The sequence below is a fragment of the Streptomyces sp. NBC_00019 genome (assembly GCF_045041015.1).
GTDB lineage: Bacteria > Actinomycetota > Actinomycetes > Streptomycetales > Streptomycetaceae > Streptomyces.
Genome location: NZ_CP108302.1, coordinates 5,627,956 through 5,653,253, shown reverse-complemented (window position 1 = coordinate 5,653,253; position 25,298 = coordinate 5,627,956). Strand labels below are relative to the sequence as shown.

At 69.3% G+C, this 25,298-nt stretch carries 23 protein-coding genes and 2 pseudogenes; 17 read left to right on the top strand and 8 right to left on the bottom strand.

Annotated elements, in window-relative coordinates; translation table 11 throughout:
• Window positions 1–16: 16 nt before the first annotated feature.
• From OHU89_RS26655 to OHU89_RS26630, 6 genes and pseudogenes are all read left to right on the top strand, one after another.
• Window positions 17–880, top strand: coding sequence for an aminotransferase class I/II-fold pyridoxal phosphate-dependent enzyme (locus OHU89_RS26655; RefSeq protein WP_405646410.1), 864 nt, complete (start codon window positions 17–19; stop codon window positions 878–880).
• Between the two features lie 176 nt (window positions 881–1,056).
• The gene (locus OHU89_RS26650) at window positions 1,057–1,227 is read left to right on the top strand and encodes a hypothetical protein (RefSeq protein WP_327344343.1); all 171 of its coding nucleotides are present in this window, start codon (window positions 1,057–1,059) and stop codon (window positions 1,225–1,227) included.
• On the top strand, window positions 1,224–2,732 hold the full coding sequence (locus tag OHU89_RS26645) for an N-6 DNA methylase (protein ID WP_405646408.1): 1,509 nt from the start codon (window positions 1,224–1,226) through the stop codon (window positions 2,730–2,732). Before OHU89_RS26650 ends, OHU89_RS26645 begins: the two co-directional genes overlap by 4 nt.
• Window positions 2,732–4,042 carry a hypothetical protein gene (locus OHU89_RS26640; protein ID WP_405646406.1) on the top strand — a complete coding sequence of 437 codons (1,311 nt, stop codon included), beginning with the start codon at window positions 2,732–2,734 and terminating at the stop codon, window positions 4,040–4,042. The genes OHU89_RS26645 and OHU89_RS26640 overlap by 1 nt, the downstream gene beginning before the upstream one ends.
• A gap of 13 nt (window positions 4,043–4,055) precedes the next feature.
• Complete coding sequence (locus OHU89_RS26635) at window positions 4,056–5,222, top strand: pyridoxal phosphate-dependent aminotransferase (RefSeq protein ID WP_405646405.1); 1,167 nt, start codon at window positions 4,056–4,058, stop codon at window positions 5,220–5,222.
• Window positions 5,223–5,682: 460 nt separating this feature from the next.
• Window positions 5,683–5,853: pseudogene (locus OHU89_RS26630) on the top strand (aminotransferase); the annotation flags it as partial.
• A gap of 134 nt (window positions 5,854–5,987) precedes the next feature.
• Here the strand turns inward: OHU89_RS26630 and OHU89_RS26625 are convergent.
• Window positions 5,988–6,542 carry a Uma2 family endonuclease gene (locus OHU89_RS26625; protein WP_405646403.1) on the bottom strand — a complete coding sequence of 185 codons (555 nt, stop codon included), beginning with the start codon at window positions 6,540–6,542 and terminating at the stop codon, window positions 5,988–5,990.
• Between the two features lie 96 nt (window positions 6,543–6,638).
• On the opposite strand from OHU89_RS26625, the pseudogene OHU89_RS26620 reads away from it, so the two are divergent.
• Together OHU89_RS26620 and OHU89_RS26615 are read left to right on the top strand one after the other, a co-directional pair.
• Window positions 6,639–6,815 (top strand): annotated as a pseudogene (locus tag OHU89_RS26620) (aminotransferase); the annotation flags it as partial.
• Window positions 6,816–7,005: 190 nt separating this feature from the next.
• Entirely contained in the window at window positions 7,006–8,196 is a 1,191-nt protein-coding gene (locus OHU89_RS26615; RefSeq protein ID WP_405646402.1) for a mannosyltransferase family protein, read from the top strand.
• Window positions 8,197–8,222: 26 nt separating this feature from the next.
• Here the strand turns inward: OHU89_RS26615 and OHU89_RS26610 are convergent, their stop codons facing one another.
• Entirely contained in the window at window positions 8,223–8,753 is a 531-nt protein-coding gene (locus OHU89_RS26610; protein ID WP_266889630.1) for a YbjN domain-containing protein, read from the bottom strand.
• A 127-nt stretch (window positions 8,754–8,880) separates the two neighbouring features.
• On the opposite strand from OHU89_RS26610, the gene OHU89_RS26605 reads away from it, so the two are divergent.
• Window positions 8,881–9,012, top strand: coding sequence for a hypothetical protein (locus OHU89_RS26605; protein WP_405646400.1), 132 nt, complete (start codon window positions 8,881–8,883; stop codon window positions 9,010–9,012).
• 36 nt (window positions 9,013–9,048) lie between these two features.
• Here the strand turns inward: OHU89_RS26605 and clpB are convergent, their stop codons facing one another.
• Complete coding sequence (clpB, locus tag OHU89_RS26600; protein ID WP_405646398.1) at window positions 9,049–11,646, bottom strand: ATP-dependent chaperone ClpB; 2,598 nt, start codon at window positions 11,644–11,646, stop codon at window positions 9,049–9,051.
• A gap of 120 nt (window positions 11,647–11,766) precedes the next feature.
• Between clpB and OHU89_RS26595 the strand changes: the two genes are divergently transcribed.
• Window positions 11,767–12,195 (top strand): pyridoxamine 5'-phosphate oxidase family protein, encoded by a 429-nt coding sequence (locus OHU89_RS26595; protein ID WP_405646396.1) that lies wholly within the window; start codon window positions 11,767–11,769, stop codon window positions 12,193–12,195.
• Window positions 12,196–12,347: 152 nt separating this feature from the next.
• Here OHU89_RS26595 and OHU89_RS26590 read toward each other — a convergent pair whose 3' ends face one another.
• Together OHU89_RS26590 and OHU89_RS26585 are read right to left on the bottom strand one after the other, a co-directional pair.
• The gene (locus OHU89_RS26590) at window positions 12,348–12,683 is read right to left on the bottom strand and encodes a hypothetical protein (protein ID WP_046247603.1); all 336 of its coding nucleotides are present in this window, start codon (window positions 12,681–12,683) and stop codon (window positions 12,348–12,350) included.
• 1 nt (window position 12,684) lies between these two features.
• On the bottom strand, window positions 12,685–12,882 hold the full coding sequence (locus tag OHU89_RS26585) for a hypothetical protein (RefSeq protein WP_405646394.1): 198 nt from the start codon (window positions 12,880–12,882) through the stop codon (window positions 12,685–12,687).
• 132 nt (window positions 12,883–13,014) lie between these two features.
• On the opposite strand from OHU89_RS26585, the gene OHU89_RS26580 reads away from it, so the two are divergent.
• Window positions 13,015–14,025: a helix-turn-helix transcriptional regulator gene (locus OHU89_RS26580; RefSeq protein WP_266889640.1), complete on the top strand. Its 1,011-nt coding sequence runs from the start codon at window positions 13,015–13,017 to the stop codon at window positions 14,023–14,025.
• 22 nt (window positions 14,026–14,047) lie between these two features.
• Here OHU89_RS26580 and OHU89_RS26575 read toward each other — a convergent pair whose 3' ends face one another.
• Window positions 14,048–15,079 carry a LuxR C-terminal-related transcriptional regulator gene (locus tag OHU89_RS26575; RefSeq protein ID WP_405646392.1) on the bottom strand — a complete coding sequence of 344 codons (1,032 nt, stop codon included), beginning with the start codon at window positions 15,077–15,079 and terminating at the stop codon, window positions 14,048–14,050.
• Window positions 15,080–15,389: 310 nt separating this feature from the next.
• On the opposite strand from OHU89_RS26575, the gene OHU89_RS26570 reads away from it, so the two are divergent.
• The 3 genes from OHU89_RS26570 to OHU89_RS26560 are packed head-to-tail and all read left to right on the top strand — an operon-like array spanning window position 15,390 to window position 18,710.
• Entirely contained in the window at window positions 15,390–16,937 is a 1,548-nt protein-coding gene (locus tag OHU89_RS26570) for a circularly permuted type 2 ATP-grasp protein (RefSeq protein WP_405646390.1), read from the top strand.
• Complete coding sequence (locus OHU89_RS26565) at window positions 16,934–17,866, top strand: alpha-E domain-containing protein (RefSeq protein WP_266889646.1); 933 nt, start codon at window positions 16,934–16,936, stop codon at window positions 17,864–17,866. Before OHU89_RS26570 ends, OHU89_RS26565 begins: the two co-directional genes overlap by 4 nt.
• A gap of 1 nt (window position 17,867) precedes the next feature.
• Complete coding sequence (locus OHU89_RS26560; RefSeq protein WP_266889648.1) at window positions 17,868–18,710, top strand: transglutaminase family protein; 843 nt, start codon at window positions 17,868–17,870, stop codon at window positions 18,708–18,710.
• 44 nt (window positions 18,711–18,754) lie between these two features.
• On the opposite strand, the gene OHU89_RS26555 is transcribed toward OHU89_RS26560, so the two are convergent.
• Window positions 18,755–20,128 (bottom strand): hypothetical protein, encoded by a 1,374-nt coding sequence (locus tag OHU89_RS26555; protein ID WP_405646388.1) that lies wholly within the window; start codon window positions 20,126–20,128, stop codon window positions 18,755–18,757.
• A 176-nt stretch (window positions 20,129–20,304) separates the two neighbouring features.
• Here OHU89_RS26555 and OHU89_RS26550 point away from each other — a divergent pair, with 176 nt between their 5' ends.
• On the top strand, window positions 20,305–20,859 hold the full coding sequence (locus OHU89_RS26550; RefSeq protein ID WP_405646387.1) for a hypothetical protein: 555 nt from the start codon (window positions 20,305–20,307) through the stop codon (window positions 20,857–20,859).
• Window positions 20,860–20,868: 9 nt separating this feature from the next.
• Here the strand turns inward: OHU89_RS26550 and OHU89_RS26545 are convergent, their stop codons facing one another.
• Window positions 20,869–21,975 (bottom strand): sugar ABC transporter substrate-binding protein, encoded by a 1,107-nt coding sequence (locus OHU89_RS26545; protein ID WP_405646385.1) that lies wholly within the window; start codon window positions 21,973–21,975, stop codon window positions 20,869–20,871.
• 232 nt (window positions 21,976–22,207) lie between these two features.
• On the opposite strand from OHU89_RS26545, the gene OHU89_RS26540 reads away from it, so the two are divergent.
• Together OHU89_RS26540 and OHU89_RS26535 are read left to right on the top strand one after the other, a co-directional pair.
• A complete protein-coding gene (locus OHU89_RS26540) occupies window positions 22,208–22,723 on the top strand; it encodes a hypothetical protein (RefSeq protein WP_405646383.1) in 516 nt (171 codons plus the stop codon).
• An 88-nt stretch (window positions 22,724–22,811) separates the two neighbouring features.
• Window positions 22,812–25,235 carry a PA14 domain-containing protein gene (locus tag OHU89_RS26535; protein WP_405646381.1) on the top strand — a complete coding sequence of 808 codons (2,424 nt, stop codon included), beginning with the start codon at window positions 22,812–22,814 and terminating at the stop codon, window positions 25,233–25,235.
• Window positions 25,236–25,298 lie beyond the last annotated feature (63 nt).

Here is a 25,298-nt window from a genome sequence, read left to right as displayed (position 1 = left end):
AGAGCTTGGGCGCAGGATGACCGACATGACCTCCACCGCACGCCCGCACCTCAACCGCCGGCTCGCCGAATTCGGGACGACGATCTTTGCCGAGATGTCCGCCCTCGCGGTGGAGACCGGTTCGATCAATCTGGGCCAGGGGTTCCCCGACACCGACGGCCCAGAGGAGATCCGTGAAGCAGCCGTGCGGGCGCTGCGCGACGGGCGCGGCAACCAGTACCCGCCGGGCCCCGGCATCCCCGAGCTGCGCACCGCGATCGCCGTGCACCAGCAGCGCCGATACGGCTTGTCGTACGACCCCGGCACAGAGGTCCTGGTCACCGCGGGCGCTACGGAGGCGATCGCCGCCTCTCTGCTGGCCCTCGTTGAGCCCGGCGACGAGGTGATCGCCTTCGAGCCGTACTACGACTCCTACGCGGCCTGCATCGCGATGGCGGGCGGGACGCGGGTGCCAGTGACGCTGCGCCCGCACGAGGGACGTTTCCGCCTGGACCTCGACGAGCTGCGCGACGCGGTCACCGACCGCACCCGGCTCCTGCTGATCAACACCCCGCACAACCCCACGGGCACCGTCCTCACCCGCGAGGAGCTCACCGCCGTCGCCGAGCTCGCGGTCGAGCGCGACCTGCTGGTGGTCACGGACGAGGTCTACGAGCACCTGGTCTTCGACGACGCCGAGCACCTACCGCTCGCCTCCTTCCCGGGCATGCGCGACCGCACGGTATCCATTGGCTCGGCCGGCAAGACCTTCTCCTTCACCGGCTGGAAGGTGGGCTGGGTCAAGGCGTTTTCGCCTACCTATTTCAGTCAGACCGCAAGACCCGACCGCGCCGATCGGCTGATTCGCTCGCTTGATTCCCAAATCCCGTGCGCTGCCTAATTGACCGTCATGCGACCGCGGGTTCCTAACGAAATCCCAAACACCGTGCTCCCAGTGGCGCGTGGGCCGCGTCTTCTACTGTCCTACCTGAAGCAGGGGATCGCGCGGCTCACGTCGCGCTCCTGCAGATCCTCTTGGTCTCAGGAAGGAAGCCAGTGGAGCAAAGGTCGTTGTACGTGATCATCGCGGTCCTCACCGCTTTGGTGGCCGCCCTCGCCGGCAGCCTCGTGGCCGTCGTCGAAGGGGGCAGGCTCACGGTGGCCTTCAAAACGGGAGTAGTAGCCTTCGCCGCCGCTCTGACGTTGGCGCTCGGAGTCATGGCTTCTCTTGGTGTGGTGGGCCCGTGAAGAACGGCATGGCCCCTCGCTCAAACGCCCGCCACGCTACGGGCGTCGCACGGGATCCGTCAGCAGAGGTCGGTCAGCTCACCGCCGACCTGTCCCGACTGATGAACTCTCATGACGCCGCCCGACTCGTCCTCGGGCTCCTCTACTTGAGCCGCACCGCGCACGTCGATTCCCGCTTCTCCGTCGCTCCCACCTGGCCGTGGCTACTAGGCCAGACCACGAAGGAGGAGGTGCCGATCAGACGTGCCGTAAGCCAACTGCTTGCCCATTGGCTGCCGACAATCGACGCAGAGGGCAACGAGACAGGCATTGGGGATACCGTGCCCTCTTTGCCCCCGAACATCGACGGGCCCCTGCGCCGACTCATCCAAGCGATCGATGCCGTACGGCTAGTGGGGGACTTGCTCGACCAGTGCCTGCGGAACCTCTCGGCTGCCCAGGCACGCGGTAGCCACTACTTCACGCCTCACGACATCGCTCGTCTCATGGTCGGCGTCGCGGCTCCTCAAGACGGGCACAGGGTGCTCGATCCCGTCTGCGGTTCGGCGGGCCTGCTGGTCGAGAGTCACCGCTACGTTCGTGAGCGCGTCGGGCTGAATCCGACCATGTCTCTGGTCGGGAAGGAGCAGCACGCCCACACCTCACAGGTCGCCCACATGAATCTCGCCGTACGGGGCATCGAGGCGCTCGTCTTCGCACCGGGAGACAGCCTCGCAGAGCCCGAAGCCGACCCGTGCGACATCGTCTTGGCCAACCTCCCGTTCAATCAACCTGCCTGGGCACCAGAGAACCGGAAGGATCGGCACTCGCTGGAAGGTCGGTGGGAGCGGCCGTCCATCGATCCCCGATGGCCGGATGAACCTCCGCCCAAGGGGTCCGCCAATTCCGCGTGGATCCTGCATATCGCGCACGCGCTCGCTCCGCAGGGTCGGGCAGCTTTCCTGATGGCCGACATCGCGGCCAAGAGCCCTCAACCGGCCACACGAAAGCTCAGGGAGCGACTGGTCCGGGACGACATCGTCGAGTGCGTGATCGCACTGCCGCCCCGCGTGTTCGGCCATACCGAGGCCACCGCCTGCTTGTGGGTGCTGAACAAGGACAAGAGCCCGCGACCCGGCTGGGGCAGCGCCGACCGTCGCGGACAGGTGCTGTTCATCAATGCACGGCGGGCCTTCGAACCCGTCCCGGGGTCGAGGGCACGGAGGCTGGGAGACAAACACACGGAGTCGATCCTGACCACCCTGGCAACCTGGCGGGGCATCGCGGAGAACCGTGCCTCCTCCACGTCCTACGGCGATGAGCCGGGCTGGTCCCGAAGCTGCTCGACCGAGGAGATCGCCCGCCGCAAGCACGACCTCATGCCCACCTCGTACGCGGTGGAGCCCGCAGGTCCCGAACGCGACACACGGAGCCGGATCGACCAGCTCAAGCTTGAGCTGGTCGAGAAGCTCGACCAGGTCCACGCCCTCGAATCGCGACTACTGGACGCCCTGGAGGAGATCTGATGGACGGGACGGCCCACCACGACGGCTCCGGCACCGAGGCGTGGCAGAGGACCTCCATCGGCAAGTTCCGGAAGGAGGACATGTACACCACTTCCGGCGTCCTCGACGACAACGCTCCAGATCAGACAGGCATTGTCAGCTCGACCTACGTCAGGGGCGGGAAGATTCACTCGCCGCAGACCGGCAAGCGCGGTCCGGGGGACTCTCGCCCCAACCGGGCGACCCTCAAGGAGGGCGACCTGGTCGTCGTACTCGTCAGGCGGCCGGGCGACGCCGCTTTCGTCACGGCTGAGCACGCGGGTTGGACGGCATCCAGGTCGATCGGCATCATCCGCGCGGACCCGCACATCGTGAAATGGCTCCGCATCTGGCTACAGACACCCACGGCGAAGGCTCGGATCGACGAGGACGTGACAGCACATGTCGAGCCCACGGTGAGCCTCGACACGCTCCGCAGCATGCCCTTCCCGCTTCCGCCTCCGGACATCATCACCAAGTACCACAGGGCCTTCAGCCTCATCGAGGAAAAGATCGACCTCCACGAGGAGGCCGCGCGAAAGGCAGTGGAGCTGGCCGACGCGATCCATGACGACTGGTCCACCGCGAGTCCGGTCTGGGAAACACGACTGCTCGGCGAGGTGGCCAAGGCGAAGACGGGCAGCGGTTCCGCACGCTCGATCCCTCGTGAAATCGAAGGACCCAGGGTCGACGCGATCACCCCGACCGACCTCTTCGACCTAACGGTGCCCCACGTGGAGAGGTTCCGCCTGAGCAGCCCGGCGCATGCCTCGGAAGCGTGGCCCCCCGGCACCTTCATGTTGAGTACCCGCCCCGACGGTGCACACATCGTCGTGACGCAGCACCCGGCGTCACCCACCAGATGTGTCGTGGCGGTACGGCCTGCGAATGACAAGGACAGCTGGTGGCTGCTCCACGAGCTGAGAAGCCGAAGCAACGACATCTCGCAGATGGCTCAGGGCCGAAACGCCCGGGAGATCTCCGCACGTGCCCTCTCACGCCTGAGCCTTGCCTGGCCCGACTCGATCACCCGCGCCGACTTCCACACCATGACCGACCCACTGCACGCGACGGCAAGGCAGTTGGTCTCCGAGAGCGCGACCCTGCACGACCTGAAGGACGCGCTCTTGCGCGACATCTCAGCAAAGGCCGGCGTTCTCCTGGAACAGGAAGCGGAACTCAACGAAGAGGACGTACATCCCCCTCGGCCCTCGATGACCTCTACGCCGCGCGAGGCCACGACCAGCCATGAGTCAGGATGGTCCCTGGAGAACCGACAAGCACCCGCGTGAGAACGGTGGAGACATGAACGCCAGGCCGCTGCTGAACCGAAGGCTGGACGGACTCGGGACGACGATCTTCGCGGAGATGTCGGCACTGGCGACCGCGACGGGCTCGATCAACCTGGGCCAGGGCTTCCCGGACACCGACGGGCCCGAGGAGATCCGGGAGGCCGCCGTCCGCGCCCTGCGGGAGGGGAAGGGCAACCAGTACCCGCCCGGCCCGGGCATTCCGGAACTGCGCGCCGCGATCTCCGACCACCAACAGCGCTTCTACGACCTCTCCTTCGACCCCGACACCGAGGTCCTGGTCACCGCCGGCGCGACCGAGGCCATCGCCGCCACCATGCTGGCGCTGCTGGAGCCGGACGACGAGGTCATCGCCTTCGAGCCCTTCTACGACTCCTATGCGGCCTGCATCGCGATGGCCGGCGCGAAGCGCGTACCGCTCACGCTGCGTGCCCCGTCCTTCCGCCCGGACCTGGACGAGCTGCGCGCCAAGATCACCCCGCGGACCCGTCTCCTGCTCCTCAACACCCCGCACAACCCAACCGGGATGGTCCTCACCGCCGACGAACAGAGCGCCATCGCCGCACTCGCCATCGAGCACGACCTGCTGGTCGTCACCGACGAGGTGTACGAGCACCTGGTCTTTGAGGGCACCCACCACCCCATCGCGGCCCTGCCCGGCATGCGCGAGCGCACGGTCACCATCGGCTCGGCCGGCAAGACCTTCTCCTTCACTGGGTGGAAGGTTGGCTGGGTCACGGCGAACGGCCCGCTCGTCTCCGCCGTCCGGACAGCAAAGCAGTACCTGACGTACGTCAGCGCGGGCCCGTTCCAGTACGCGATCGCCGAGGCGCTGCGCCTGCCGGACTCGTACTTCGAGAGCTTCCGCGCCGACCTCCGCCGCAAGCGCGACCTGCTCGGCGACGGCCTGCGGGCAGCCGGGTTCGAGGTCTACCAGCCCCAGGGCACGTACTTCATCACCACCGACATCACGCCCTTCGGCGAGAAGGACGCCTATGCCTTCTGCCGCGCGCTCCCCGAACGCTGCGGCGTCGTCGCCATCCCCAACTCCGTGTTCTACGACGACGCGGACGCCGGCCGCAGCCAGGTTCGGTTCACCTTCTGCAAGAAGGACAACGTTCTCCAGGAGGCCGCCGACCGCCTGCAGCGCCTGGCGTCCTGAGCTCACGCCCCTTCGCCGCGAACGAGACTGAGGCGAGACCGTCACCGACGTGAGCGGGTCCCGGCTCCCAGGCCGGTCTGCGCTCGTTCGAGTGCAGACCGGCCGCTCGAACTCGGCAGCATCCAGAACGTCGTAGCGTGACCAGAGTGAAGTCCAGACGCGTAGCCCAAGGCGTGCCGCTTGAGGAGTACCGGCTGACGCGTGCGGATCACCGTCGGCAGGAAGAGGCGGTGGCCAGGGCGGACTGGGTGCAGCGCCAACTGGCCAAAGCACCGCCATGGTCCGACGAAAAGTTCGAGGCCATCCAGGAACTGCTGGGTCCGCCTCCTCATCCCTCGGAGTTCGAGCGCTGGCGCGTACGCCTGTACTGCGGTCACATGCGCGAGGTCTGGCGCTTGCGGAGCCAGGAGCGGCCCGACGGAGGAGTAACCGACCAAGAGCGCTGCACGGAGTGTGGCCTCGACCCCTCGGTGATCGTGGCATTCGAACCACTTGTCGTGTGGTCGCCATCCCCAACGCGGTCTTCTACGACCACCGGGAGGCGGGCGCCCCCTTCGTACGGTTCGCGTTCTGCAAGCGGACAGGCGTGCTGGAGGACGCGGCCTCCCGGCTCAAGACGCTGGACGCCTGACAGCCGCAGACGTACCAGCAAATGTGCCGACCACACGGCCTGGTTGCTCTGAGCCGCCGCGCACCCGCACTCGACGACAGTCCGACGACGGCGGTGCCGACGGCACGGGCCTGACCGCGGCGGGGAGTTCTTCGTCAGCGGGCGTCCGCCTCGGGCTCCGGGCGCGGGAGCTCGTCGAGGTCAAGGGTGAATGTGCGGCCGTCGGCCAGGGGGATGGGGAGCTTGCCCGTGCCGTACTTGTGCGTGTGAGCCGCGATGTAACCGGTGGCGGTCGGCTGGGTGTGGAGGACGACTTCCTGGGCGTAGGGGTCCACGACCAGGTAGATCGGGATGCCGTAGCGGCCGTACTTCGCGGTGCAGTCGTCGTAGTCCTTGCGCGCGGAAGAGGTCGAGACGACCTCGGAGATCAGCAGGACGTCCTCGAAGCTGTAGCGCTTGCCCTCCCGGCGGGCGTCCTCGCGAAGGATCGCCAGATCGGGGGCGGAGTTCTCGTCGGCGGGGAAGTCGATGTAGACATCGGAGGTGACCTTCGCGTGGCGGCCGAGGGCGAGAGCGGAGTCGATCTGCATCGACCTGATGGTGCTGGAGTGCTCTTCGCTCTGCGGGGTCATGATCACCTTTCCGTCGGCCCCGAACAGGACCGTGTACCCCTTGGGAAACTCGGTGTGCACGATCGCGTCGACGCTCATGGACGGCTCCTTCCCGTGTGTGGTCAGGATACGACGGACAGTGCCGCGCCACCGAGCCCGGCGGTACGGCCGGGAGACCGGTCCGGACGGCTTGTGACCGACGGCTCCGCGTTCTGCCGCGGCCTGCCGGAGCGGGCCGGTGTGGTCGCCATCCCCAACGCGGTCTTCTACGACCACCGGGAGCAGGGCGCACCCTTTGTCCGCTTCGCGTTCTGCAAGCAGACGGGCGCGCTGGAGGAGGCCGTGAAGCGGCTGAAGGCGCTGGCAGGCTGAGGGGATCGGGCGGTCGGGAAGTGGGGCGGTTCGCTGTTCTTGAGCTGCGACGTCCTCGACGGGCCGGATCCCGGAGCCCGCTGACGCCGGTGGCGGGGCCCGTCACGGCGCCACGCCGGGCGCGGGGAATCCGCACCCGCCCGGGCGTTCAATGCTCGCTTATGCCCGCTTTCCCCTGCAATGTGCGGGTGTGACTCACGCCAGTACCCTCGCACCGCCCACCGTCACACACGCCGCCGCCGGGCGGGCCGCTCCGCGCGCTCCCCTCGAGGCGACGCTCGGTACCGCTCTCGGCCTGTTCGCGCTCGCCCGGCTCACCGGCGTCGCCGTGCTCGCGGCGACCGCCTGGGCCACCGGGAACCGGCCGCTCACCCTGCTCGGGCGATCCTGGGACTCCCGGTGGTACCTGGGGATCGCCGAGCACGGCTACGGCCGCGCCCTGCGCCTCGGTCCGGACCTGGTCTTCAGCGACCTGGCCTTCTTCCCGCTGTACCCGGCGCTGGTCCGGGCGGTGACCGCGGTGAGCCCGCTGAGCGGCGGTGCGGCGGGCCTGCTGATCTCCTGGACCGCCGCGGCCGTCGCCGCCGCCGGCCTCTACGCGCTCGGCGCACACCTCCACGGCCGGGCCGTCGCCGCCGCCCTCGCACTGCTCTGGGGCCTGCTGCCGCACTCGGTCGTGCTGTCGATGGCGTACACCGAACCCCTGCTGACCGCGTTCGCCGCCTGGTCGCTGTACGCCGTGCTCACCGGCCGCTGGCTGTGGGCGGGCACGCTCGCCACGCTGGCGGGGCTGGCTCGGCCGAACGGGTTCGCGGTCGCGGCGGCGGTGCTGGTGACGGCGGCCTGCGAGATCGGGAGGCGGCGCGGAAAAGTTACCCACAGGCTGTGGACGGGCGCGGCGCTCGCCCCGCTCGGCTGGTGCGCGTACGTGCTGTGGGTCGGACACCGCAAGGGCGACCTGCTCGGCGGCTACTTCGAGGTGCAGCGCCGGTGGGGCTCACGCTTCGACTTCGGCCGGGGCTCCCTGCGCTTCGTGCGCCGGCTGCTGCTCCAGGGCGACCGGCTGGCCTTCCCCATGGCGCTGCTGATCGTCGCGGCCGCGGTCGTGCTGTACGCGCTGCTGCTGGCCGACCGCGCCCCGCTGCCCCTGCTGGTCTACAGCGGTGTACTCCTGCTGATCACGCTGGGCGGCTCGGGCTTCTTCGCGTCCAAGCCCCGCTTCCTGCTCCCCGCCTTCCCGCTCCTGCTGCCGCTCGCGCGGGCACTGGTGCGGACGGCGAGAGCCCGGCCCTGGCACGCGGCCGTGATGGCCGGCGCCCTGGCCGGGCTCTCGTTCGGCTACGGCGCGTATCTGGTCGTACTCGCCGATACGCCCCTGTAGTCGGGTGCCGAGGGTGCCTGAGGGATCTACTCCTCGTCCTCGGGCTTCTCCGCTTCATTGACCTCCTGCTCGAGGCCGAGCTGCTCGACGAGCCACTTGTCGAACTCGATGGCGGCCCGCACCCAGCTGACCGTCGAGGAGACGAAGTGCTCCAGGCTGACGCCGGTGCCGATCAGCATCTGCGCCTCGCCGATCAGACGGACGGTGCCGTCGTCATGGGTGTGCGTGTAGACCTTGGGCCACAGGGTGCGGCGGTTCCAGTCGTCGATGGACTCCAGCAGCTGCGGCTTCTCGTCGATCTGGTGGGGCCGGTCGTAGAACGTCCGCACCGAGAAGACCTGCTGGTCACCCTCGCCACGGAACATGAAGTACGTACGGAACTGCTCCCACGGCGCTGCGAGGTCACCCTCTTCGTCGACGACGTACTTCAGCTCCATCTGTTCGAGGAGCTGCTTCACGAGGTCCTGATCCGGGACGACGGGACCCGCCGGTCCTTGGGGCTGCGGCTCGGGCTGCTGGCCCCCGAAGTTCGGAATCGAGGACGGATCGATGGTCACCGTGAATTTCCCTTCGTACGGATTCCGCCATCCTCCCCCATACGGGGAGGGGCGTGGCAACCCCGACGGGTACTGTCAGCCGACAGCTGACAGGAACCGGTCGGCAGGGCGCGAAGGGGCGGGGCTCATGGCGATGGCACACGGCGACGAAACGACGGGACGTACCAGGTGGGGAGTGGTGGCCGCCATTCTGGGACTGCCCGCGCTGCTCCTGTTCGGCCTCCTCGCGATAATGGCGGCCTGGGTGCTGATCGGCTGATCGAGGGAGCCCCGGACGGGCCCCCTCGATCATGGATCAGAGCGTCTTGCCGGTCGCCGGTCCGACGATCAGACCGTCCCCGAAGGCGTCCACCCGGACCGTGTCGCCGTCCTTGACCTCGCCGGAGAGGATCTCCTTGGCGAGACGGTCGCCGATGGCGGTCTGGACGAGGCGGCGCAGGGGCCGGGCACCGTACGCCGGGTCGTTGCCCTCGTCGGCGAGCCAGGTCAGGGCCTCGTCGGTGACCACGAGGGTGAGGCGGCGTTCCGCGAGGCGCTTGGCGAGCCGGTCGACCTGGAGACGGGCGATCCGGCCCAGCTCGTCCTTGTTCAGGGCCGAGAAGACGACCAGGTCGTCGAGGCGGTTCAGGAACTCCGGCTTGAAGCTGGTGCGCACCACCTCCAGCACCTGTTCCTTCTTCTCCGTCTCACTCGTCATCGGGTCGACCAGGAACTGGCTGCCGAGGTTCGACGTCAGCACCAGGATGGTGTTGCGGAAATCGACGGTGCGGCCCTGGCCGTCGGTCAGACGCCCGTCGTCCAGCACCTGGAGCAGGATGTCGAAGACCTCGGGGTGCGCCTTCTCCACCTCGTCCAGCAGCACCACGCTGTACGGCCGCCTGCGGACGGCTTCCGTCAACTGGCCGCCCTCCTCGTAGCCGATGTAGCCGGGAGGCGCGCCGACGAGCCGGGCGACGCTGTGCTTCTCGCCGTACTCGCTCATGTCGATGCGGATCATCGCCCGCTCGTCGTCGAAGAGGAAGTCGGCGAGCGCCTTGGCGAGTTCGGTCTTGCCGACGCCCGTCGGGCCGAGGAAGAGGAAGGAGCCGGTGGGGCGGTCCGGGTCGGCGATGCCGGCCCGAGTGCGGCGTACGGCGTCGGAGACCGCCTGCACGGCCTGCGCCTGGCCGATCAGCCGGCGCCCCAACTCCTCCTCCATGCGCAGGAGTTTCTGTGTCTCGCCCTCCATGAGGCGGCCTGCGGGGATACCGGTCCAGGCGGCGACGACGTCGGCGATGTCGTCCGGGCCGACCTCCTCCTTGACCATGGTGTCCTTGGAGACCTCCTCCTCGGCCTGGGAGGCTTCCGCCAAGTCCCGTTCCAGGGTGGGGATCTCGCCGTAGAGCAGCTTGCTGGCGGTGTCGAAGTCGCCGTCGCGCTGGGCGCGTTCGGCCTGGCCGCGCAGATCGTCGAGGCGTTCCTTCAGCTCACCGACGCGGTTGAGGGACTGCTTCTCCTTCTCCCAGCGGGCGGTCAGACCCCGCAGCTCCTCCTCCTTGTCGGCGAGATCGCGGCGCAGCCGCTCCAGGCGCTCGCGGGAGGCCGGGTCGGTCTCCTTCTCCAGGGCGAGCTCCTCCATCTTCAACCGGTCGACGGCGCGCTGGAGTTCGTCGATCTCGAGGGGTGAGGAGTCGATCTCCATGCGGAGGCGGGAGGCGGACTCGTCGACGAGGTCGATGGCCTTGTCGGGGAGGAAGCGGGAGGTGATGTACCGGTCGGAGAGGGTGGCGGCGGCGACGAGGGCGGCGTCGGCGATCTGGACCTTGTGGTGGGCCTCGTAGCGGCCCTTGAGTCCGCGCAGGATCGCGATCGTGTCCTCGACCGTCGGCTCGGCGACCAGCACCTGCTGGAAGCGGCGCTCCAGGGCGGGGTCCTTCTCGATCCGCTCCCGGTACTCGTCCAGCGTCGTCGCGCCGACCATGCGCAGCTCACCGCGGGCGAGCATGGGCTTGAGCATGTTGCCGGCGTCCATGGCGGAGTCGCCGCCGGCCCCGGCGCCCACGACGGTGTGCAGTTCGTCGATGAAGGTGACGATCTGCCCGTCGGAGGCCTTGATCTCGGCGAGGACGGTCTTGAGCCGCTCCTCGAACTCACCGCGGTACTTGGCTCCGGCGACCATGGCGCCCAGGTCGAGGGCGACGAGCCGCTTGTTCTTGAGGGACTCGGGCACGTCCCCCTTCACGATCCGCTGGGCGAGCCCCTCGACGACGGCGGTCTTGCCGACGCCGGGCTCACCGATGAGGACCGGGTTGTTCTTGGTGCGCCGGGAGAGGACCTGGACGACCCGCCGGATCTCCTGATCCCGCCCGATGACGGGGTCGAGCTTGCCCTCGCGGGCCGCGGCGGTGAAATCGGTGCCGAACTTCTCCAGGGCCTTGTACTGCCCCTCCGGATCGGGTGTGGTCACCCGGCGTCCTCCCCTGGCCTTCTGGAACGCCTCTTGCAACTTCCTGGCGTTCGCACCCTGCGAGGAGAGTACGTCCGCGGCCTGGCCGCCCTTCGCGGCGATGCCCATGAGGAGATGCTCGGTGGAGAGGTACTCGTCACCGAGGTCCTTGGCGCGGGCGCCGGCGTCGGCGACCACGGCGAGCAGGTCACGGCTGGGCTGCGGGGGCGCGACGGTGGATCCGGTCACGCTGGGCAGTCCGGCGAGGATCTTCTCCGCGCCGACCCGAACGGCGGCCTGGTCGGCCTCGACGGCGGCCAGCAGATCGACGATGTTCTCGTTGTCCTGCCCCTGGAGCAGAGCGAGGAGCAGGTGAGCGGGGGTGAGATCCGGATGCCCTTCGGTGGCGGCCCGCTTCTCGGCCGCGTTGATCGCGTCCCGGCTCCGGTTGGTCAGCTCGGCGTCCACGTTCGCGTACTCCTCCTCGGTGTCGGCTCTCCCTGGACTGACTCAGTCAACGTACACAAAGTTGAGTCTATTCCACTCAAGGCGGGGTGCGGGAGCCTTGGAGGGGCTAACTTCCAGGCCATGACGACTCCTCCCACGACATCGCACCCCCGGGACCTCACGGCCCTCGACGAGCCGTATCTCAGCTTCTGGCGGGAGCGGCACCTGTGCACGCTGACGACCCTGCGCCCGGACGGCAGCCCGCATGTCGTGCCGGTCGGAGTGACATACGACGTGGAGGCCGGACTTGCTCGGGTGATCACGAGCGGGTCCAGCAAGAAGGCGCGGAACGTACTGGCGGCCGGGCCGGAGGGGGCGCGGGTGGCGGTGTGCCAGACGGCGGGCCGGCGGTGGGCGACGCTGGAGGGGCGGGCCCGCGTCCGCACGGAGCCGGACCGGGTCGCGGAGGCGGTGCGACGGTACGCGCAGCGCTACGAGCGGGTGCCGCGGCCGAATCCCGCGCGGGTGGTGATCGAGATCGAGGTGACACGGGCGCTCGGTCACGCGTGAGGACGTGTGAGCGATCTTTTCCGGCCAGTGATCGATTGGGCGGATACCCGGAAATGTCCCCTGAAACTGCAGCGGCGTCACCGTGTTCAGGTCACGGTGACGCCGCTGCGGGGGGAAGCACCTGCGCGATCTGTTACGACGGGGGAATCGCGTCAGGCACTGCGGGGGGTGGCTGGGATGGCCCGTGAGGTGGGGGATTCCGGTTCCACCAGCCGATGGTCTCGTTGGTCAAGATTCACAAAGATCATTCCGTACCGAATGGCACACCGCACTGGCTGCGGCGCCCCCCGAGGCCGCCGCAGACACCGGTACGCCCGCAGGTCCTCGTCCTCGTCCCGCGTGACGACCACCGGCTCACCGAACACCGTCACCATCAACGAGTCACCGGCGTGGGGGATCGCGGTGACCAGGTCGATGAAGTGCCAGCCGGAGCGGTAGGCCGTGGCCATTTCGCGACGGAATGAGCGATCGTCGGGCGGAGTGGTCATGTCAGCTCTCGACCGCCCAGGCGCTGTCTTCGGTCCTCCACGCACTGTCTTCAGGCTGCGGCTCGGACTGGGCCGCAACCCGCCAGGCGCTGTCCGCCCGAACGTCGCCCTTCGCTTCGGACAAGCCGCTCAACGCTCCGAAGGCCAAAACGGCGGAAAAAGCAGCGGCAAGCACCGAGCGAAGCAATTTCTTCTGCATAGTCGGCTTCGTCCTCACTTGAAGGTCCCCTCTTCACCCCGTGAGATAAGACGATGGCTCATTCGGGCACGTCATGGCCACACAATCGATGCATCATGTTCCTGCACGTTCAGGACCCTGGGGGGTGGAGATTTGACAACAAAGGGGACAAGCACGACACATCCACACGCGGTGACCACGCTGTGTGAGGAAGGTGGCCTGCTTTATGCGAACGCTCTGCGCACAGGACGCGTCGCGCGCTCGGACGTGGAGGCCGCACCCTGCTTGATCGAGTTCGACCTGCTGCACCCCGATCCCGACGATCCGAGCTGGCTGCGCCCGGTGCCCCCGGCGATCGCCCTGGCGCAGCGACTCAACCCCATAGAGCACGAGATCACTGAGCGCAGGCAGCTGTCGATCGAACTGGCAGATGCTTTCAAGCCGTTCATGGCACTCAGCGCCCAGGCCACGACGCCCACGCACTCCATCACGGTGCTGGAGGGCCGCGACCGGATCAACGCCGCGCTCAACCTGGCCGCGGGCCAGTGCCAGGTCGAGATGCTCACGGTCCAGCCCAGCAACCGCAGAACCGAGCGCAGCCTCGTTCAGGGACTGGAACGAGACACGACGTTGATCGAACGTGGTGTGCGGATCCGGACGCTCTACCAGCACACCGCCAGGTACAGCCCGGAGAAACTGGCCTACGTGGAGCAGCTCTCCAAAGGCAAGGTGGAGTACCGCACCATCGACGAGCTGGTCGAGCGCCTCATCATCTGCGACGAGACCGTCGCCTTCATCCCGACCCGCGATGACCAGGAAGTCGCCCTGGAACTACGTCACCCGGGCCTCGTCCGCTACCTGATCAAGGTCTTCGAGTTCATGTGGGGCCGCTCGGTCCCGCTGAGCGCCGGGGCCCCCTACGAAACCGCCGCCGACGGCATCACGGACATCCAGCACTCCATCGCCAAACTCCTGGTGGAAGGCCATGTCGACGAGGCCATCGCCCGCCGGCTGGGCATGAACGTGCGCACCTGCCGTGCGCACATCGCCAAGCTGGCCGCGGCTCTGGGCAGCGGCAGCCGCGCCCAGCTCGGCTTCCTCATAGCCGAGTCCGGAATCCTCAAGTCGAGCCAGCCGGCAACAGGGGGAGAGAGCCACACGTGACCGCGGGCCCGACTCGGCCGCCTCAGCGGACAGTCGGGGATCCCTGACCAGGAACACTGAGGTACGGGCCCGTGCCCCGGGGGCGGTCCAGACCCACCTGGGCGATGCGTACGCCCAACTGCGTCCGGCTCGCCGCGCCCAGCGTCTCCGACAGCCGCGCGATGTGCGCCCGGCACGTGCGGACGCTTATGCCGAGACGTTCCGCGATCACCGCGTCCTGGTGGCCCTCCGCCAGGAGTGCCGCGATGGACTGTTCGCGGTGGGAGATGCCCTCGAAGCCCGTGTCGGGGAGCGGAGCGGTCAGCGGGATCGCGAGGCGCCACAGCCGCTCGAAGGTCGTGAACAGGTAGTTCACCAGCGCCGGATGCCGCAGCTCCAGGGCCAGCGTGCGGTCCGGGCTCGCCGGGATGAAGGCGACCGTGCGGTCGAAGAGGATCAGCCGGTCGATGACCTCGTCGAGGGTCCTGGCCTCCACCGCGTCGCCCATCAGCTCCAGATAGTTCAGAAGGCCCTGGCCGTGCCGCGCCACATGCGTGTAGAGGTCCCGCATCCGCACGCCCCGGCCGCGTAGCGCCAGCGCCCGGTGCAGGCCCTCCGTCAGCTCGTGTTCGGGGCGGATACCGCCCGGCTGCACGGTCAGGACCTCCGTCGTGCACGCCTCCGTCGCCGCGTCCATCGCGGCCTGGATCCTGGAGAGGCCGTCCAGGACCCGGATCGAGGAGCCCTCCGCGGCCGAGGAGCGCTGCTGCGGCGCCAGTCCGGCGTACCACTCGAAGGCGGCCACCGCCGACCCCATCCGCCGCTGGCTCGCGCTCACCTCCTCGTGGACCCCGCGCAGCAGCCGTGTCATGACCTCCTGCGGGGAGGTCGGCACGAGCCAGTCCATGTCGTCGGGGTCCGGGTGCAGCAGCGCCAGCTCCAGCAGGCAGGGCACCGGTTCGGCGTCCTCGCGCGGCACGCGTCCGCGCCGTACGGCCCGGGAATACACGCGATCCCCGGCCTCGCACAGTCGGTCAGCACCGTGTGGGTGCTCGTCCGTCCCGTGCCCGGCCATCGCCCAGCCCACCCCCGTATCCAGCCTCTCGTGCCCGGCATGCGCGCGCTCGTGGCACTGACACACCCCTACGGGTCCGCAACTATGCGCGGCCCGATCCTGCTCCGCAACACGGCTCCGCCCCCTGTGACCGAGGGAAACCACCTGTATGCCCCTGATTATCCGCGCCTCCGCCCGTCGAGTTGCAACAAGCTGATGCTGGTGGGCCCTACCCACAGAAGGCCTCCGCAAAGGGAATCCGGCTCTCCGCGTACGCTGCCCGAAATGCGCGGGTGATCGCCGCGTTACGTATCGCCTCTAACGTCCTTTCATGGCGGACATATTTGACGCGTACGCGTTGGCCGACGCGTGGGACGAGATGTTTGTGCGGCCGGGTGAGGTCAGGACCGCCTACGAGCCGGTGCTGGCGGCCCTTCAGCCGATCGAGCCGAGCGAACTGCGCTTCCGGGCCGACCAGATGGCCCGGGCGTTCACCGACAGAGGCGTGACGTACGCCTTCGCGGGCGAGGAGCGGCCCTGGCCGCTGGACCTCGTGCCCAGGATCCTCGACGCCCTCGAATGGGACCTCGTACAACGCGGGGTGAGCCAGCGGGTGCGGGCCCTGGAGGCCTATCTCGCCGACGCCTACGGGCACTGCCGGGCCTTCGAGGACGGCGTCGTGCCCTGGCGGCTGCTGCTCAACTCCCCCCACTTCCACCGCGCGGCCCACGGGGTCGAGCCACCCGGCGGGGTACGGATCCACGTGGCGGGAATCGATCTCGTACGGGACGAGGCCGGGGACTTCCGGGTGCTCGAGGACAACGTGCGGGTGCCCAGCGGGGTTTCGTACGTCATCGAGAACCGCAGGGCCATGACCCGGGTCTTCCCCTCCCTCTTCGCCGAACAGCACGTCCTGCCCGTCGACGGGTACGGGCAGAAGCTGCTCGCGGCCCTGCGCGCCGCCGCTCCCGGCGGTACGGCGGATCCCCGGGTCGTCGTGCTCACCCCCGGGCCCAGCAACGCGGCCTACTTCGAACACGCCCTGCTGGCCCGGCTGATGGGCGTACAGCTCGTCGAGGGGCACGACCTGGTGTGCCGGAACAACCGGGTGTGGATGCGGACCACACGCGGCGAGATGCCCGTCCACGTCGTATACCGGCGCCTCGACGACGACTTCCTCGATCCGCTGCACTTCCGCCCGGACTCGGTGATCGGCTGCCCGGGGATCATGAACGCGGCCATGGCGGGCAACGTCACCCTCGCCAACGCCGTCGGCAACGGCATCGCGGACGACAAGCTGCTCTACACGTACGTACCGGACCTGATCCGGTACTACCTCGCGGAGGAGCCGGTCCTCCCCAACGTGGAGTCCTTCCGGCCCGACGAGCCGGGGCAGCTGGACGCCGTCCTCGACCAGATCGGCCAGCTCGTCATCAAGCCCGTCGACGGCGCCGGCGGCCAGGGCATCGTCATCGGGCCCAAGGCGGACAAGGCGACCCTGGAGAGGACGAGGAAGGCCGTCATCGCCGACCCGCGCGGCTACATCGCCCAGCGGCCCGTCGCCCTGTCCACCTCCCCCACCCTCGCCGGTGAGCGCATGGCACCCCGCCACATCGACCTCAGGCCCTTCGCCGTCAACGACGGCGACGACATCTGGGTCCTGCCCGGCGGCCTCACCCGGGTCGCCCTCCAGGAGGGCAACCTGATCGTCAACTCCAGCCAGGGCGGCGGCTCCAAGGACACCTGGGTCCTCGCCGAGGGGCCCGCCGAGCATCCCGAGGAGCCGAGCGCCGGGACGGCCCTTCCGGGCGTCGCACCCCGTCAGCTGGGTCCCGACGGCACCCCCGCCGTCGTACAGGAAGGAGCGCAGCAGCAATGAGCGACGTGATCCTCTCCCGGATAGCCGAGGCGCTGACCTGGACCGGGCGGTATGTCGAGCGGGCGGACGCCACCGGGCGCATCCTCGACGCCTATCTGCACCGCATGCTGGAGGACCCCTGGCGCGACGAGGACGCGGCCTGCCGGTCGCTGTACGCGATCCTCGGCGTCGACGCGGGCGACGAGCGCGTCGACATGCAGCAGGTCCTCGACCAGCTCGCCTTCGACGCCCGTTCGACCTGCTCGATCGAGGGCGCGCTGGGCGCGGCGCGGCTGAACGCCCGCAGCGCCCGTGAGGCCGTCTCCTCCGAGATGTGGGAGTGCCTCAACTCCACCTGGCACGCGCTCGCCGACCAGCGGCGCGCCGCCCGGCGGACGGGCCCCTACGGCTATCTGGAGCTGGTACGCGCACGTGCCGCGCTGTTCTTCGGGCTCGCCGACTCCACGATGAGCCGGGACGACAGCTGGCGGTTCGTGGTGCTGGGGCGCAGCCTGGAGCGGGTGGACATGACCGTACGGCTGCTGTCCGTGCGGGTGCTGGACGCCGCGCACGCGCCCGACTGGACGACGCTGCTGAGCGCGTCCGGCGCCGACGAGGCGTACGCGCGCGTGCACAGCGGCTTCGGCGACAGCGCGCGGGTGGCCGAGTTCCTGCTCCTGGACCGGGGCTTCCCGCGCTCCGCACTGCACGCGCTGACCACCGCGGAGGAGTGCCTCAGCGCCCTCGGCCGCCCCCGCCAGGACCCGGCGCGCCGCCCGATCGGCCGGCTGCGCACCCGCCTGGAATACCTCGACTCGCACGCCCTCCAGGATCAACTCCCCGTACTGCTCGAGGACTTGCAGCAGGCCTGCCTGCACTCGGCGGAGGGGGTCGCGGAGCGGTTCTTCCCGTATCAGGGGCCCGTGGTGTGGGCCCAGGAAGGAGCCTGACATGACCCGTCGCCTCCGCATCAAGCACATCACCCGCGTCGCGTACGCCCAGGCCGCCGTCTCCTCGCACAACGAGGTCCGTATGACGCCGCTGACGCTGCCCGGACAGACCACGCTGGACTCCCGGGTCACCGTCACCCCGGCCACCGCGACCTGGTCGTACTGGGACTACTGGGGCACCCAGGTCACCGGCTTCGACCTGATGGACCCCCATGCCGACCTCACCATCACGGCCTCCAGCCTGGTCGAGACGTCCCCGCCGGAACCGCTGCCGACCGCTCCCGGCTGGCCGGAGGTGGCCGAACGGGCCAGGAGCTCACGCCTGTTGGAGTTCGCCGGCCCCACGGTCCGTACGACGGTCCCGCCCAAGCTGCTGAAGAAGGCGCGGAAGGCCGCGGTGGGCCTCGGCCCGCACGAGGCCGCCGTCGCCGTCTCCGCCCTGGTCGCCGACCGGGTCTCCTACCTCCCCGGCGCCACCAGCGTGAACACCTCCGCCGCCGAGGCCTGGGAACAGGGCGCGGGCGTCTGCCAGGACATCACCCACCTCACCGTCGCTCTGCTGCGGGGCGTGGGGCTGCCGGCCCGGTACGTCTCCGGCTATCTCCACCCCGAGCGGGACGCGGAGCTCCACCGGGCGGTCGCCGGGGAGAGCCACGCCTGGATCGAGTACTGGGCGGGCGACTGGTGCGGCTACGACCCCACCAACCGGACGCGTGCCGACGAGTCGCACGTGGTCGTGGGGCGTGGCCGGGACTACGACGACGTGACGCCCCACAAGGGCATCTACCGGGGCGTGCCGGGCGGACCGCCGGAGGTGACGGTGGAGTTCACGCGGGTGGCCTGAACCGGGGGCAGGGCCGGGCCGCGGATCCCGGCCCTGCGCCCCGGCTACGCCGGTGCGAAGACGAAGAAGCCGTCTTCCGTGGCCAGATACCCGTACCCGGTCGGCGTGTTCACGTCCGGGACGGCGGTCAGGTCCTTGGCAAGCACCTTGCGCGTGGTGACGTCCACGGCCAGGTCGCCGTCGTCCGTACTGCCGTACAGGACCTTGCCGTTGCCGGAGAAGCGGATCGGGTCGAGCGCGTTCTCGCCCTCCTCCTGGGCCCACAGGCGGGTGCCGTCGGCCGTCCTCCAGACCGCCGTACCGTCGAAGCCGGCGTCGAACTCGCTCTTGTCCAGGGCCGCCAGCTCACCGTCGGCGGAGTACACGACGAGCTCGCCGCCCTCGTAGGAGGCGGTCAGGGCGCCGCTCGCCAGGTCGTACCAGGCGTAGACCTGGGCGGTGGGGCTGAGGCCGAGGTCCTTCTGCCAGGCCACCAGGGCCTTGCCGTCGGTGACCTCGACAACCTCGATGGTGCGGGACTTCGGCTGTCCCTCGTCGTCGAGCACGACGCCCTCGGGTATCGCGGCCTTGGCGGAGGACCAGATCTGCTTGCCGGTGGCCAGGTCGTTGAGGGTGACGTCCGAGGGGTCGTAGTCGTACTTCCCGGCGGCCTCGAAGCCCGGGTAGTAGCCGCCCGCGATCACCGGGGCGTGCGTCCGGTCGCCGCCGGCGATCCCCGTCTCCGCGTCGAAGTCGCACTCGGCGTCGTCGTCGCCGTTGCAGGGGACCGTGCGGGTGGTGCCGCCGCCGATCGGGGTGAGGGTCACGGCACCGTCGGCGGCGGAGACCGCGTAGCCGCTGACGATGTGGCCGAACTCGTAGCCGGACGTCTCGCCCAGCTTCGTGCCCTCGACGGAGTACAGGGTCGCCGAGGTGGTCGTCTCCTCCTGGGTCAGACCGTCGGACTCCTTCGTCGCGGACGTGCCGACGGCGATCGCCGGGGCGCCGTCCTTCCAGGTGACGCCCTCGACCGACTGCGCGGTCACGCCGAGGGTCCTGGTGAGCGCGCCGGTCTTGGCGTCCCGGAACTCCAGCGTGAGCTTCTCCGCCTCGTCGGAGGCGAACAGGACGCGGTTGACGTCGTCGGGCTCGCCGTCGACCGAGGCGTCGGTGAGGTAGGCGCCGCTCGCGTCCTTGGCGAACAGCAGGACCCCGCCGAGGTCCAGGACACCGAGCTCGGGGTTGTCCGTGGACAGGCTCCAGGCGGCCTTCTGCGCGTAGCCGGGCAGGGCGGCGCCCCGGTACGCCGGGCCGCTCGCCGCCGGTTTCCCGGTGGCCTTCCCGTCGCCGGCGGCGGACTCGGTGCCGTCGTCGCCGCCGCAGCCCGTCAGCAGCGCCATGGACAGAGACAGACCGACGACCGCGGCGCGCGTGCGCACGCGGCTCCCCTTGATGGGCGGCATGTTCGTGGGCAGCATGTTCTTCCCCCGTGTTCGAGACATGACAGCCCGGCATCCTAGACCAGTTCTTGATCTTGGCTTCACCGCCCCGGCGCCCGCGGACCGAAGCGCCCAGAACGTTCACTTCTCCCCACCCGGGGCGCACAATCACCCCTATGCCGACCGCACGCCTGCTCCGCCGTACGGCCCCCGTGCTCGCTCTGCTGCTCCTTGCGGGCTGCGGGGGCGGGGACTCCGGCGGGTCGCCGCCGTCCTCCGCGTCCCCCTCCCAGAGCCCCTCACGGGCGCACAAGGACGGCCATCTCACCTTCACCGTCCTGTCGTTGCGCTGCGGCATCACGGGGGTGACCGGGTCGCACGCCGACGCGCCGCCGCAGGGGCAGTTCTGTGCCGCCCGGCTGCGGGTGGAGAACAGGGACCCGAACTACCACGTCTACGAGTCGGCCCGGCAGCATCTCGCGGGCGTCAGCGGCGACCGGGCCCGGCCCGACTCCTTCGCGATGGCGGTGCGGCGTCAGTCGGACACGGTGAAGCTCGGCGGCCACACCCTCATGGAGGTCGAGCTCTGGTACGACGCCCCCAAGGACGCTAAGGTCACCGGCCTGCGCGTCTCGGGGGACAACGACCCGTCCAGCTTCACCAGCACCAAGCCGATCGGACGGGCGCCGAACGGGGTGCTGGTGCCGATGAAGCCGCTGGCCGGCAATTGAGCGGCTGACCTACTTGAGCTTGATCGCCGCGCAGTCCGCCGCGTACTTGGCGGTGCAGATCTGGTCCACCGTGTAGATGCCGTCGGCGACGACCGTGCTCTTGATGTTCGCCTTCGTCAGCGCGGACACCGTCACCAGCTGCGCCGGGATGCCCTTGTCGGTGGGGCTGTCGACGGAGTCCTGGGTGAGGGAGTCGAACAGGATGTCCTTGCCCTGGACCTTGGCCACGGCCATCTCCGCGGCGGCCTCGGCCTCCAGCGGGTAGGACTTGTACACGCTCATGTACTGCTCGCCGGCGACGATCCGCTGCACGGCGCTCAGTTCCGCGTCCTGGCCGGTGATCGGCGGCAGGTCGGTGATACCCGCCTCCTCCATGGCCTCGATGGCGGAGCCGGCCATGGCGTCGTTGGCGGAGTAGACGGCGGCGATGTTGTCCTTGCCGATCGCCTTGATCGCCTCGGCCATGTCCTTCTTGGCGATCTCCGGCTTCCAGCCGTCGACGTCGTACTTCTTGGCGATCGTCACCTTGCCGTTGATCTCGGAGACCGCGCCCGCCTTGAACTGCCCCGCGTTCGGGTCGGAGGGCGAGCCGTTGATCATGACGATCTTGTCGGAGGTGTCGATGTCCGAGCCCAGCGACTCGACGAGGGTGCGGCCCTGCACCTCGCCGACGAGTTCGTTGTCGAAGGAGACGTACGCGTCGATGGGACCCTCGGCGAGACGGTCGTAGGCGATGACGGGGATGCCCGCGTCCTTCGCCTTCTTCACCGTCGACGCGATCTTCTTGGAGTCCACGGCGTCCAGCAGGATGACGTCGACCTTGTCGTCGATCATCTTCTGCATCTGGGTCGTCTGCTTGTCCGCGTCGGCCTCGCCGTTGGCGTAGACCGTGTTGCCCTTCTTGTCGGTGAGCTCGGCGACCTTCTTCTGGATGATCGGGTAGTCGAACTCCTCGTACCGCGAGTTGGTCCGCTCCGGCATCAGCACGCCCACCGTGACGTCGTCGCCCTTGGTGGGACTCGCGTCGGCACTGTCCCCGGAGACTCCCAGCGCCCCGCAGGCGGAGAGCGAGAGGGCCATCGATGACACGGCCACGCATATGGCGGTACGACGCATTGGGGAGCTCACTATCTGGTGCCTTCCGGACTCGGGCGCATATTGCGCACCCAGGTGAAGGAAGCCAACGCGGCCTTCACCTATCAGTCAAGAAGCAACCGTCAAATGAGATAGCAACGTTAACGCGTGTAGCTTCTGTGCAGAATCGTGCCACGTGAGCGGAACCGAACCCCCGCCGGCGGGCGACTGGACAGTCAGAGCACCGAACTCCTGACGACTCCACGAGGACCGGATGACCATCAGCGAAAGCTCCGTCACGGACACCCTCTTCGGCCCGCTCACCGTCCGCCTGAACACCTGGCGGGGTGAAGTCGTCGTCGAGGGCGAGGCGATACCGCGGGTCGTGCTGAGCCGGGCGACCGGCACCAAGGCCGACGGGGACATCCCGATCGGTACCCGGGACGCCGGTCTGCTCATCCTCACCGTCGGCGGCGAGGCGGCCGCGCTGTCCCCCGGCCGGGGACGGCTGATCCGGCGTTCGTACCGGGTCGACGTCCGGCACGCGGGCCGGCACTGGCGGCTGGTGCCCCACTCCATGCCGGACAGCCGCCTCCTGCGCGACGGCCGGCGGTTCGGCGACTTCCACTCGAAGGGCGCCGGCGAGGTGAAGGCCGCCGAGTGGCGGTCGGACGCCAAGCCGGACGCCATGGACGCGGCCGTCGGGTACGCGCTGGCCGCCGCGTTCGGCACGGGCGCGGAGTCGATGTGGGCGGCGGCCGCCGACCTGGTCTTCGACGGATTTCCCTGAGACACGCCGTACAACCAATCGGTGCCCTTGCCGGTCCTGATTCGACGACGGTGATCTCTCCCGTCGTCGGACAGGACCGAAGGACCGCATGAACCCAGCCAGACGTACGACCGCGACCGCCGTCGTACTCGCCACCGCGGGCACCCTGCTCACGCTCACGCCCGCCTCCGCCGCGACCACCTGCACCTCGCCGGTCTTCAAGCGGCAGTTCTTCGCGAACACGAGCTTCTCCGGCACCCCGAGGAAGACCGACTGCGACAGCGCCGTCGACCAGAGCTGGAGCGGGGCTCCGGCGTCGGGCCTGCCGAGCGACAACTTCGGCGTCCGCTGGTCCGTCACCCGGGACTTCGGCTCCGGCGGCCCCTTCGCCCTCGCCGCCTCCGGGCTGGACGGCATACGGGTCCACGTCGACGGCGTCCGCAAGATCGACCTCTGGAAGAACGTCTCGTCGACCGTCTCCAGGACCGTCAACGTGACCATCCCCTCCGGCAAGCACACCCTCCGCGTCGACTACGTCAACTGGACCGGCTCCGCCAAGGTCAAGTTCGGCTACACCCCGCGCACCTCCGCCACCGTCGACAAGGTCAAGCCCCTCACCCCGGCCGGGATCTCCGTCTCGTACGACAAGAGCGGCAACAAGGCCAAGGTCGGCTGGGCGAAGAACAAGGAGATGGACCTCGCCGGGTACAAGGTCTACCGGCGGCTCAAGGGCGCCTCCTTCGGCAGCAAGGCGCTCGCCACGACCACCTCCACCTCGTACACGGACACCCCTCCGCCCACCGGTGCGACCTACTACTACGAGGTCCGCGCCTACGACAAGGCGGGCAACGTCTCGACCGGCACCGCCGACCAGGCGGTCACGAGCGTGGACACCACCCCGCCCGCCGCGCCGTTCGTCGAGATGGACGCGTGCCCGGTGGACCAGCCCTACGCGGCCCCGGAGTTGGTCACGACCGCGGAGAACGCGGCCGACATCGCGCTCTACGAGATGCAGCGGCTGAACTCCGCCACCAACACCTGGGCCACCGTGTACACCGGCACCAAGGGCGCGATCTGCGACACCGGTCACGCCGCCGACGGCAGCGAGGTCACCTACCGGGGCCGGGCCCGCGACGCCGTCGGGAACTGGTCCGCGTACTCACCCGCCGCCACCTTCACCACCTCGGACCTGACACCGCCGGCGACCGCGGCCGACGCGCGCGTCGAGTACCGGTCGGGCGTTCCGCACATGCTGTGGTCGGCCGTCGACGGGGCCGCCTCGTACCAGGTCCTGCAGTACGACGCGGCGACCGGCGGCTGGCTCGACGCGCTGCCCGGCGCCACGGGCACCACCCCGACCACCACCACGGCAACCGACGCCGTGCCGCGCCAGCTGCTCGCGGTCGCCGACAGCTACCGGTACGCGGTGCGCTCGGTGGACGCGAAGGGCAATGCGGCCGCCCCGGTGGAGGTCACGCTGACGATGGCGGACCGGCCCGATGCGATCGCGCCGTTCCGCACCACCGCGAGCCGGTTCGACGAGGGGGTGATGATCGAGTGGAGCAGCGCCGACCCGTGGACCTTCGGCGAGGACGATCCGCTGCTCACCTATCGGATCGTCCGCACCGACCAGGCGACCGGCGAGAGCAGCGTGGTGACCGCCTGCAAGCCCAACAGCTCGCAGGACCTGCCGCTGACGGACCCGGAGACGTACTGGACCTGGAACACCGGCGACGCCCCCGACTACGCCGGTGCCCGGCAGATCAACGGCGTCTGCTGGGACGTCTCCGGTGCCTCCGAGACGACGTACGACTACACGGTCATGACGATCGACCCGTACGGTCATGAGTCGCAGCCCGGCCCCGCCGCCACCGGGACCACGCCGGACACCGAGCGCCCGGCACCGGTGCAGAACCTGGCCGCCGAGCAGATCCCGCTCGGTGTACGCCTGACCTGGACGCCGCCGGCCGACGACGACGTCACGGGCTACAAGGTGTGGCAGGGCGTCACGGACCCGGAGACCGGCGAGACGGTATGGGACCAGAACTGCTGGACGGGCGACTCCCTGGCCGAGACCGAGATCCTCTGCCCGACGGTCCCCGACGGCGCCGCGCACACCTACAAGGTGGCCGCCACGGACGGCTCCCCCCTGATCGACTGGTACGCCGGCCCCGAGGCCTTCCACCCCGCCGAGCTCTCCGTCACCCTGCCCGACACCCGGCCGCCGGGCTGGACGGGGACCGGGATCCGTGAGGACCAGTACCCGGAGCTGTACGTCGGCTGCTCCGAGAGCTCCGGCCTCGGCGACTGCGGCCGGTTCGCGAGCTATCGCGTGGAGCGCTGGGACCCGGCCTCGGCCGCCTATGTCACCCTCACCGAGGGCACGATGTACGACGCCGTGTTCCACATGGACAAGACGGTCCACGAGGACACGCTGGGCCTGTACTACTACCGCGTCGTCCGCCTGGACGCCGCCGGCACGGAGGCCGCGTCCACGCCGATGGCGTACGGCATCTGGGACTCCTGGCTCTGAGCCCGCACATGCGAAGGGGCCCGGAGGTTCGTCCTCCGGGCCCCTTCGCATGCACTTGGGTAC